Source organism: Acinetobacter sp. YH01005 (assembly GCF_013420465.1).
Classification (GTDB): domain Bacteria; phylum Pseudomonadota; class Gammaproteobacteria; order Pseudomonadales; family Moraxellaceae; genus Acinetobacter; species Acinetobacter amyesii.
On sequence record NZ_VOYA01000025.1, the window covers coordinates 23,515 to 34,290 of the forward strand.

Below are 10,776 nucleotides of genomic sequence, written 5' to 3' on the forward strand. Positions count from 1 at the left end.
AGCTCACATATATTATGTGATAACCACATTTATTATATGAATATCGTTTTCCCCCTATTTAAGCTCAAGTCCGCTATAATGATCGAGCTAATTTTTTGAATATCTCCTCGTCAAAAACAGTGGAAAAGTTGAATATGTCTGAGAACCGTAAACCTGTACAGGGTGTAAAACTTCGTGGCGCAGAAAAAGTCGCTCGCATACCTGTGAAGGTCGTGCCAACGGTTGAAACGCCTCGTAAGCCTGACTGGATTCGGGTCAAAATGGCTGCCCCTGATGAAGTTCAACGTATTAAAACAACTTTACGCGCACAAAAATTACATACCGTGTGTGAAGAAGCGGCTTGCCCGAACTTACCTGAATGTTTCGGTGGCGGTACTGCAACCTTTATGATTATGGGCGATATCTGTACTCGTCGTTGCCCATTCTGCGACGTTGCGCATGGTCGTCCCAATGCTCTTGACCCAGATGAACCACGTCACATGGCAGAAACCATTGCCAATCTAGGTTTGAAATATGCCGTAATTACGTCGGTCGACCGTGATGACCTAGTTGATGGCGGCGCACAGCACTTTGTTGACTGTATTAAAGAAGCTCGAAACTTGAGCCCAAAAACACTTTTGGAAATTCTAGTTCCTGACTTCCGTGGTCGTATGGATGTTGCCCTTCGTATCATGACGGAGTGCCCTCCTGATGTGTTTAACCACAACATTGAAACTGTGCCACGTTTGTATAAAGCAATGCGTCCAGGTTCTGACTACCAACACTCTCTAAACTTATTAAAAATGTTTAAAGAATACTGCCCAGATGTACCAACTAAATGTGGTTTGATGGTCGGTATTGGTGAAACTGAAGAAGAAGTGATCGCGTTATTAGACGACTTAAAAGCACATGATGTTGACTATGTCACCATTGGTCAGTACTTACAGCCCTCTAAAGAACATGCCCCTATTGACCGTTTTGTAAGCCCAGAAGAATTTGAGCGTTACACTGCACATGGCCAAAAGCTTGGTTTCAAAAACATTTGGGCTGCACCAATGGTCCGTTCAAGTTACTTTGCTGACCGTCAATACTATGGTGAGCCAGTGCCTGCGGTACGTCGTAAAACTGATCCTGCAAAGAAAATTGCAGTGCAAGCGATTGAAGCCTAATTACACTAAGATTTAAAACATCGCAAATTAAAAGCCCTCATTGATTGAGGGCTTTTTTTGTGGCTTTCACACTAAGCCCAATTCGTTTCCCAATATAAGATCTTTCGAAAATTGTGTGTTCCTTAAACAGTATCCAATATTCATCCAATATATCGAATTATCCAAGTTTACGTAATGTGACATTTCTTTGCCCGATAGGGATTGTGTTGTGATCATTTATTAATCAATCTATTGATAACACTTTATTTGCGCTTTCATTATATTCGCGCAATTGTCCAATCATACTCACCAGCCGAGTGATGCCATTTTGACAGTCTCATGCACTTTAAAATCAGAAAGACAAAAGATGAGATCATTTTAAACGCATGTAGGCTGTTTTAAACGCATAACGCTCTGGCCCTTGTCACTGGAGCCATAACAAATGCTATTTATACTCAGTGCCGTACTCTTTATTTTTGCTCTTTGGGCCGTTTTTTTCTTTGAACTTTCACGAGCTGTAGGCGCAATAACACTGATATTCGTTTCAATTGCACTCGCCTTTTTAAGCCCATGGTCATTAATACTTGGCATCCCTCTAATTGCTTTAAGTTTAATCGTGCTGATTGACCCACTGAGACTCAATCTGCTCACCAAACCTGCCTATAAATCCTTAGCAAATGCGATGCCGAGTATGAGTACTACGGAACGTGAAGCATTGGATGCAGGAACCAGTTGGTGGGAAAAAGAGCTATTTATGGGCGCGCCTGATTGGAAAAAATTTGAGGCTTATCCCTATCCTCAGCTCAGTGCTGAAGAACAATCTTTCATTGATAATGAAGTTGAGCAACTTTGTAGCATGCTCAACGAGTGGGATATTCACCATAAACATAAAGACCTCCCACCAGAAGCTTGGCAATTCATTAAAGATAATGGTTTCTTAGGACTGGTGATTCCAAAATCGTATGGAGGACGTGAATTTAGTTCATTTGCACAAAGCCGTGTCATGAGCAAGATTGCATCCCGCTCACTGACTGCCGCAGTCAGTTGTATGGTGCCCAACTCGCTTGGACCAGGGGAATTGCTTCTACACTATGGTACTGAAGCACAAAAAGACCGATACCTCCCTGGCCTTGCCAAAGGTGAAGAAATTCCATGTTTTGGACTCACCAGCCCTGAAGCCGGTTCAGATGCAGGCGCTATTCCAGATACAGGTGTCGTCTGTTATGGCACTTTTGAGGGACAACAGGTGCTCGGCTTAAACATGAACTTCTCCAAACGCTGGATTACTCTTGCACCAATTGCTACCGTCATTGGTCTGGCATTTAAACTTTACGATCCAGATGGCTTATTGAGAGATAAAAATAAAACGGAATATGGCATCACCTGCGCGCTGCTACCGGCGAGTCATGACGGTGTCATTACAGGCCCTCGTCATAATCCAGGCTCACCATTTATGAATGGGACAGTTGAAGGTAAAGATGTCTTTATTCCCTTAGACTGGATCATTGGTGGGATTGAAAATGCCGGCAAAGGCTGGCGTATGCTGATGGAATGCTTAGCGGTTGGTCGTGGTATTTCACTCCCTGCATTGTCAACGGCAGCCGGAGAAATGGCATATTTAAATGTTGGTGCATTTGCCAAAGTTCGTCAGCAGTTTAAAATTTCTGTAGGTAATTTTGAAGGTGTACAAGAAGCTTCGAGTGATATCGCATCAGATGCTTATATGCTTGAAGCTTTCCGCTATTTGGTGACATGTGGTTTGAATCAAGGTGGCAAACCTGCTGTGATGACTGCAATGGCCAAATACTATGCCACTGAAACCATGCGTAAAGTGGTGAATCACGGCATGGACATCGTCGGTGGACGTGCCGTGCAAATGGGACCTCGTAATTTTTTAGCTTTGAATTATCAGGCCATTCCTGTGTCAATTACTGTCGAAGGTGCCAATATTCTAAGTCGCTCTCTGATGATTTTTGGACAAGGCTCAATGCGGTGCCATCCATATTTATTTGAGGAGCTACAATTACTTCAAGCCGAAGATAAAAACACTGCACTCAATACATTCAATGAAATGCTCTTTAAGCACTTAGGCTATACCTTTAACCGAACTGCACGTGCCTTTGCTTATGCGTTCACAGGTGGCCCATCAGACTCACCAGCTTCAGCAGATGAATTTAGCCGCCCCTACTATAAAAAAATTAATCGATTCAGTGCTGATTTCGCGCTGACTGCAGATATGTGTCTTGGCCTTTTAGCCGGCGATATTAAACGTAAAGAAATGCTCTCTGGCCGACTTGCAGACATTCACTCTTATTTATTTATCGCGACGGCTATTCTTAAATATTATGAACAAGGTCAAAGAAGTGAAGCTGAACAATTACATGCGCAACTTGCATTAGATAAAGCTTTGTACAATGTCGAAGAGGCTTTCCATGGTTTATTTGATAACTTCCCAATGCGACTAGCGGCAAGTGTAGTAAAAATCATCTGCTTTCCGTTTGGACGAGTTGTTGCCAAACCGACAGACCATTTAAAACGTGAAGTTGCCACTCAAATGATGCTAGATAATACTTTCCGCCAAGAACTGAAAAAGCACGTGTATTACAGCACTGCAGCAGATGAAGTTTCTGGTCGTATGGAAAATGCCTTTTTACAATTGTTGAAAATTGAACCGCTGTGGAACCAATTTAAAAAAGCTGAATCTAAAGGCCAATTTAAAGGTTTAACTTTTGAAGCACATATAGCCGATGCCATTGCACAAAAAGTCATTACTGCCTCCGAAGCTGAACAGCTCAGCACTTACAACATTCAACGCTATGACAGTATGCTCACAGATGTTTTCGATATGCAACTCATCCACGAACTTGAGCTATCCAATCCACATTTAACCGTTTCACCAGAAGTGAAAAAGCAACAACACACCGATGATGAACCAGAAGCCTTCCTGCGTTATTAATCAGCTTCTGCATCGCTTTTAAGCTTTATTTTTCTCAAAATAAAAGCCATTCCACTGTTAAACAATGGGATGGCTTTTTTATACGACCATCAGCCAATGGTATCGCAGAGTCAAAGGTATAGGCTGTACTGCAAAATTACATCACAGAGGGTTTGCTACATGTCACAACAAGATTATGAAAATGGCTTAAAAGTTCGTACTGAAGTTATGGGTGAAAGTTTCGTTAAACGTGCTCAAGACAATACCGTGCCATTTACTCAACCTTTGCAAGATTGGATTAATGAGCATGCATGGGGTTCAACTTGGCAGCGTGAAGGCGTTTTACCCCGTAAATATCGCTCACTGATTACCATTGCATTTTTAACTGCACAAAAAAGTCCAACAGAACTCAAGGGTCATGTCCGAGGTGCTTTAAATAATGGGGCGACTGTAGAAGAAATTCAGGAAGTATTACTTCATAGTTTGCCATATTGTGGTGCACCAGCGACTCAAGAAGCCTTTCGTGCGGCGCTTGAAGTCATTAACGACTATCAAAAATCTGAATAAGATACTGCGTTATAAAACAGTTTTAGAAAACTACGCTTAGCGTGGTTTTCTAAAGGGTTTCATCTTGTTTTTAACTTAGGACCTTAAATGCAGTGAATCCCGAATCAAATCCAGTAGACATTAAAATTATAGAAGAATTCATTCACTTCAAATCGAACTTGATATCCCAATTCTGTAAGCTCAGCAGATAAACTTCGAATCTCTTCTAAAGCTAAATGCTTGGGTAAAACCGTAAATACGGCGGTATTCCTCTGTTTGGCATTTTCCTCAATCAGCAAAGCCAAACGTGTCTTATATAAGGCGATATCTAAATTGGCTTGACTGGATAAAACTTTGGCATGTTCAGCGGGTAAAAGCTCATATTCTTATACGCTTATCTGATTATTATTGCTTATAAATTAAGCCAAATTCAGCAAAGCATGCAATGCATTTTTGTAATTGATATTTCAATTTCAAAGCGCATTGTTTGGCGCAAACGAAGCTCTTCAAAGCGATATACAAAAAAAGGAACTCAAAAAAAATCCCTCATGAAGAGGGATTTTCTATGCTAGCGGGGTAATGGAATATATTGCGAGTCACTGTTTTGAGTTTGCAGTTTACGCTCTCCCACTTGTACCGGCAATATCATCGCCTTTCCGTCTCGCTCAATGTCAATTTGCATAGTGCTCAATGGCGCTTGTTGTGCAACGTAATTGATTAAATGTGAGGTCGAGGTAATCAGCTCATTATTCACTTTCACGATTTTATCACCACGTTTTAAACCTGCCTGTGCTGCAGGTCCATTACGAATGACATCTGCGACAATCACACCATTCACACGTGGATCTAAAATATTTTCTTGTTTAATTGGAAGTAAACTAATACCTAACCAACCACGAACCACTCGCCCATCTTTTAAAATAGCGTTCAGCACTTGTTGACATACTTTTGCAGGAATGGCAAAACCAATCCCCAAAGAGCCACCTGACTGCGAGAAGATCGCGGTATTTACACCAATTAAGTTCCCTGCAACATCAATTAAAGCACCACCAGAGTTGCCGGGGTTGATCGCAGCATCTGTTTGAATAAAGTCTTCGTAAGTGTTGATTCCCAAATCTGAACGACCTGTAGCAGAAATAATGCCCTGTGTTACAGTTTGCCCGACGCCAAACGGGTTACCAATCGCTAGGACGACATCACCGACTTCATTGCCACTTAGCTTAAATGGCAAAACCGGTAATTGACTCATTTCAATCTTAATCACAGCTAGGTCTGTATCTGGGTCTGTACCCACAACTTTCGCTTCAGCACGACGACCATCATGTAAAGCCACAACGATCTGATCGGCCTGTGCGATCACGTGGTTATTGGTTAGAATATAACCATCAGATCGAACGATCACCCCAGAACCCAAGCTGTTTTCATTCGGTTCTTGTTTAAGCTGATCCGGAATTTGATTGCCGAAAAATTCACGGAATGCTGGATCATTTAATAAAGGATGATCCAGTTGTTTGACTTTTTGTGTTGTAAAAATATTGACCACAGCAGGTGCTGCGACTTTAACCGCTGCATTGTAAGAGACGACACCGCCTGTACGGGATGTATTAACTAAAGGTTCAATTTTTTCTGCAGGTAATTTCACCCCATCAGGCGTTACAGGCGCTTTTGGCTTCTGCAGCTGCTGCCAGCCCAAAAAGCCCAAAATTACGATAATCAGCAGCACCCAAGGTAACCATGTAAAGTTCCGGCGCACGTTTATATCCTCTAAATTTTATAATTCATTGATGGCTAAATAATTTATATCGTATTCTAATGTAATATTTTCAACAAATTTATAAATAAACACAGAGATTTGTGATTCTTTAGTTACAATTTAAACAATAATGAATTTTGATACATCTCTTTGAGATTTTGGACAGTATATGGCTCAGTTAAGTGAAATTATTCAGTGGTGTGACAGCACACTCAAAGCACATGAATTTAAGGACTATGCTCCCAACGGCTTGCAAATTGAAGGCTCAGCAGAAGTGCATAAAATTTTATGTGCAGTTACCGCATCACAAACAGCGATTGAAGCCGCGATAGCAGCAAAAGCTGATTTGCTATTGGTACACCATGGTTATTTTTGGAAAGGTGAAGCTTACCCAATCACAGGTATGCGCGGCAAACGCATCAAAAGCCTGATCAAAAACGATATTTCACTCGTTGGTTATCACTTACCTTTAGATAGTCACCCTACTTTAGGTAATAATGCAGCGATAGCAGATTTGCTCGAATTAGAAAATATTGAAGCTTTAGATCCTACTGAACGCAATCCTATTGGCAATGTTGGTTATTTAAAACAAGCCATGACTCCAGCGGCGTTTAAAGAGTTCGTTTCTGAAAGATTAGGATTTGATGCCATTCACCTGGCGGCAGATAAACCCTCTATTCAAAAAATTGGTTTGTGTACGGGTGGCGCACAGGACTTTATTGGCAAGGCGGCTGCATTAGATTGTGATGCGTACATTTCAGGTGAAGTGAGTGAACGCACTTTTTATGAGGCTCAAGAATTAAACGTGCATTATTATGCATGTGGACATCATGCAACCGAGCGTTATGGTGTACAACGACTTGCGAAAGCTATTTCAGAACAGTTCAATATTGAGTATAGTTATTTCGAATTAAATAACCCGATTTAATTTAAATCGTCCTGGTCTTTGGCTCAGTCCTTATACGTATATTTTCAGGCTTTATTCTGTATTGTTATTTATAAGCAATGCGCATTTTACTGCAAGAATCTATTACAATAACGGCACTTAATGTCAAAACCCAGCAAAATGCAAGGAATTGAAAACATGACAACGATTACTTTACCAGCGTTACCTTACGGTTACGAAGATCTTGCTCCGCACATCAGCAAAGAAACTTTAGAATACCATCACGACAAACACCACAATACTTATGTGGTTAATCTAAACAAAGCAATTGAAGGTACTGACCTTGCTGGCAAAACTTTAGAAGAAATCATCACTGCTGTTAAAGGCGATGCTTCTAAAGCTGGTATCTTCAACAATGCAGCCCAAGTATGGAACCACACATTCTACTGGAACTGTATGGCTAAAAACGGTGGCGGTAAAGCTACTGGCGCTTTAGCAGCTAAAATCGACGAAGCTTTCGGTTCTTACGAAAAATTCGCTGAAGAATTTGCAAATGCTGCTGCAACTCAGTTCGGTTCAGGTTGGGCTTGGTTAGTTGCTGACGAAGTAAACGGCAACCTTTCTATCCTTAAAACTTCAAATGCTGACACTCCACTTGCTCACGGTAAAGTTGCAGTGTTGACTATCGACGTTTGGGAACATGCTTACTACATCGATTTCCGCAACGCTCGTCCTAAATACATCTCTACTTTCTTAGAAAGCCTAGTGAACTGGGACTATGCAAACGCTAAATATGCAGGTCAAGCTGCTGGCGTTGAAAAATAAGTTTTAAAACTTATCCAAAAGTCAAAAAAATCACCCTTTTAGGGTGATTTTTTATGCTTTAAATATCATACTGCCACAACAATCAATACTACACAAAAGAATGAATCAAGAACCATTACTAATCTTAAAAGCAAAATATACCAAAATATTAGTGATGTTTATCTTTATCACTATAATCCAGTATGTGAGTTACTCTTATGTTCAAGAATCTATTAAATATAGCTTTAATTCAGCACTAATATTGACTGGATTATCAATTATGGAATTCGTCTTAATTTTACTTATCATCAAAAATGGACTGCCACAAATTAGATTTTTCGAAAGTGATTGTATAATTCAACTTTATATAATGAAAATTCAGTTTAACTATGATCAAATAGAAAGCATATCCATTAACAACACAAAAAGTCACTACAACCTATTACCTGTCGGTAATGAATATTTATTAAGGATTGTATTCAAACACAATCAAAATCTTTTTAATCTACTCCAAAACACCATTAAACCTGTTATGTCTTTTTCTAAATTTCATTTAGATACCTTCGCAAACCATCAAATTTTAGAAATATATTTATTATTCCAAATTATAATTCCTTTAGATCAAGAGAAACGCATAACTACGCTTAAAAATTTAAATCTACAAAATTTGACGATAAAGCAAATCAGCAACCTAGATGATATAAAAAACTTCAAAAATAACCGCTATTTAAGAAAAAATTTCTAGACTTGAACAATAAAAAAACATTCAAATAGTCATTTCATCAAATCTGCTTGACCACTTTAGCTTTCATCCCTAAAATGCGCATCAGATTCTCCAATAGCTCAGTCGGTAGAGCGACGGACTGTTAATCCGCAGGTCCCTGGTTCGAGCCCAGGTTGGAGAGCCATCTATTCTTCCATAGCTCAGTCGGTAGAGCGACGGACTGTTAATCCGCAGGTCCCTGGTTCGAGCCCAGGTGGAAGAGCCAAATTCTAAAAACCCACTCATTGTGAAGTGGGTTTTTTATTGCCTACTGTTTAAGAAAAGCATACCTACTTTTTTTGTTTTTGCCTTCCTAAAAATATCCGTATAAATACCAACTTGTCTGATTCGGCTATTTTTAAAACACTTAATTTGATTTTTAAGTATTTTATTTAAATCAGGCTTGACCACCCTCCCATACATCTTTAGAATCCACTTCAGATTCTCCAATAGCTCAGTCGGTAGAGCGACGGACTGTTAATCCGCAGGTCCCTGGTTCGAGCCCAGGTTGGAGAGCCAAATTCTAAAAGCCCACGCATTATGTCGTGGGCTTTTTTATGCTCTGACTTTTGTTTTAAGATAAGTATAACTTGCTCTATGACCTAAGCTATTCACTTAGCTCTCCGACCACATTAGAAAGAATAGTCAGAGCTTAAGTTTTAAAAACGCTTTATATTAAAGGTGTTTATATTTAATACATTCAGCCTAAATTTCCTTATTTTTTGCAATTCTGACTTGACCTCACTGCATTTGCCCCATAGAATGCGTGCAGATTCTCCAATAGCTCAGTCGGTAGAGCGACGGACTGTTAATCCGCAGGTCCCTGGTTCGAGCCCAGGTTGGAGAGCCAAATTCTAAAAAGCCCACGCATCATGACGTGGGCTTTTTTCATATATGTAGTTTATTTCGTGCCAAATCTCAGTCAGTTTACATTTTTTATTATTGGTTGCTTGGCAACTTTTGCCCTTGTCTGCTTAGTCTTTCCCAGACTGTTTAGAAGCAAACAAAAGTTTTTCCCACGTCGTGTAATCACTGCCTTTGAAAGTAAGATGTTTCATCGTTTAAATGAAGCATTTCCGGACTACCACATTTTAGCCCAAGTGGCATTTAGCGCACTGATCACCAATCAAAATTACAAAATCAGAAATAGATTTAATCGAAAAGTCACTGATTTTGTCATACTAGACCAAGCATATAATGTGCTTGTGATTATCGAACTGGATGACCCTAGTCATATAGGCAAAGAGCAAGAAGATGCTGAACGTGATGCAATGCTTGAAGAAGCTGGCTACCGTGTAATCCGCTACACTAGTATTCCAACAGTTCACACGCTCAGGCATGATGTAAATAAATAGTTGTTAAATACGTAAAGTACAATCGAACATTGAGTGAATGCGCATTGCATTCACATCAATAACGTAAGCAGAATTTTATTGAGCATTTGACTCTTGAGCTGCCAGCACTTCTGATACTGCTTGGTCAGCCTCAGCAGCCAAAGCCGCTTCTTTTGCTTTAATACGCTCAATCATTTCAGCTTGTTGTTGCTTATATTTTTCTTGGTTTTTGGCATCACTATTGACTGCAAGAAAAGCCATACTGACCAAAAATATAGGAATCAATAGTCCAAGTGCCATCAAAATGATCATCTTTTTGGTATTGGGTTTTGGCTTTACTTCAGACATAACTATTCTTTCATTTACATAAATAATTCGACGCCCAATATAGCAAAAAACAAAATTCGCTCAAGTCTTCATAACATTCTTTGCTCGAACTAACTGTACCCCCTCATTTTCACGGATTGAATGATTAATAATCCAATATGCAAAAAAAGGAGACATGCCACTGCTGTCCCATAGTTTGCTTTAAATAAAAAAACCTGAGTCCTAACAGTTAAAATATGAGTGCAAACAAACACTTTAACGACCAGGATTCAGGTTTTGTCACATCAGAATACCGTATTTC

10 protein-coding genes and 4 tRNA genes are annotated in these 10,776 nt (G+C 39.9%); 11 read left to right on the forward strand and 3 right to left on the reverse strand.

Annotated elements, in window-relative coordinates:
* Window positions 1-134: 134 nt before the first annotated feature.
* The 3 genes from lipA (at window position 135) to FTT72_RS14000 (ending at window position 4,629) form a co-directional block, all read left to right on the forward strand.
* Window positions 135-1,148 (forward strand): lipoyl synthase, encoded by a 1,014-nt coding sequence (gene lipA, locus FTT72_RS13990; protein WP_180010433.1) that lies wholly within the window; start codon window positions 135-137, stop codon window positions 1,146-1,148.
* A gap of 421 nt (window positions 1,149-1,569) precedes the next feature.
* A complete protein-coding gene (locus FTT72_RS13995) occupies window positions 1,570-4,083 on the forward strand; it encodes an acyl-CoA dehydrogenase (protein WP_180173923.1) in 2,514 nt (837 codons plus the stop codon).
* A gap of 159 nt (window positions 4,084-4,242) precedes the next feature.
* Entirely contained in the window at window positions 4,243-4,629 is a 387-nt protein-coding gene (locus tag FTT72_RS14000; RefSeq protein WP_005008801.1) for a carboxymuconolactone decarboxylase family protein, read from the forward strand.
* Window positions 4,630-4,733: 104 nt separating this feature from the next.
* Here the strand turns inward: FTT72_RS14000 and FTT72_RS14005 are convergent, their stop codons facing one another.
* Together FTT72_RS14005 and FTT72_RS14010 are read right to left on the reverse strand one after the other, a co-directional pair.
* Window positions 4,734-4,934, reverse strand: a complete 201-nt coding sequence (locus FTT72_RS14005) for a hypothetical protein (protein ID WP_180178574.1) — start codon at window positions 4,932-4,934, stop codon at window positions 4,734-4,736.
* A 242-nt stretch (window positions 4,935-5,176) separates the two neighbouring features.
* Window positions 5,177-6,361, reverse strand: a complete 1,185-nt coding sequence (locus FTT72_RS14010) for a trypsin-like peptidase domain-containing protein (protein WP_180178571.1) — start codon at window positions 6,359-6,361, stop codon at window positions 5,177-5,179.
* A 169-nt stretch (window positions 6,362-6,530) separates the two neighbouring features.
* On the opposite strand from FTT72_RS14010, the gene FTT72_RS14015 reads away from it, so the two are divergent.
* The 8 genes from FTT72_RS14015 to FTT72_RS14050 all read left to right on the forward strand — a co-directional run bounded on the left by FTT72_RS14015 (window position 6,531) and on the right by FTT72_RS14050 (window position 10,169).
* Window positions 6,531-7,289, forward strand: a complete 759-nt coding sequence (locus tag FTT72_RS14015) for a Nif3-like dinuclear metal center hexameric protein (RefSeq protein ID WP_180178572.1) — start codon at window positions 6,531-6,533, stop codon at window positions 7,287-7,289.
* A gap of 156 nt (window positions 7,290-7,445) precedes the next feature.
* Window positions 7,446-8,072: a superoxide dismutase gene (locus FTT72_RS14020; protein WP_078192384.1), complete on the forward strand. Its 627-nt coding sequence runs from the start codon at window positions 7,446-7,448 to the stop codon at window positions 8,070-8,072.
* Window positions 8,073-8,331: 259 nt separating this feature from the next.
* Window positions 8,332-8,796 (forward strand): hypothetical protein, encoded by a 465-nt coding sequence (locus tag FTT72_RS14025; RefSeq protein WP_180026346.1) that lies wholly within the window; start codon window positions 8,332-8,334, stop codon window positions 8,794-8,796.
* A gap of 87 nt (window positions 8,797-8,883) precedes the next feature.
* Window positions 8,884-8,959: transfer RNA gene (locus FTT72_RS14030), tRNA-Asn, on the forward strand.
* A 5-nt stretch (window positions 8,960-8,964) separates the two neighbouring features.
* Window positions 8,965-9,040: transfer RNA gene (locus FTT72_RS14035), tRNA-Asn, on the forward strand.
* A gap of 217 nt (window positions 9,041-9,257) precedes the next feature.
* Window positions 9,258-9,333: transfer RNA gene (locus FTT72_RS14040), tRNA-Asn, on the forward strand.
* Window positions 9,334-9,588: 255 nt separating this feature from the next.
* A tRNA-Asn gene (locus FTT72_RS14045) sits at window positions 9,589-9,664 on the forward strand.
* Between the two features lie 22 nt (window positions 9,665-9,686).
* Window positions 9,687-10,169 (forward strand): DUF2726 domain-containing protein, encoded by a 483-nt coding sequence (locus FTT72_RS14050; protein ID WP_218953505.1) that lies wholly within the window; start codon window positions 9,687-9,689, stop codon window positions 10,167-10,169.
* Window positions 10,170-10,244: 75 nt separating this feature from the next.
* Here the strand turns inward: FTT72_RS14050 and FTT72_RS14055 are convergent, their stop codons facing one another.
* Window positions 10,245-10,496, reverse strand: coding sequence for a hypothetical protein (locus FTT72_RS14055; protein WP_180170943.1), 252 nt, complete (start codon window positions 10,494-10,496; stop codon window positions 10,245-10,247).
* Between the last annotated feature and the right edge of the window lie 280 nt (window positions 10,497-10,776).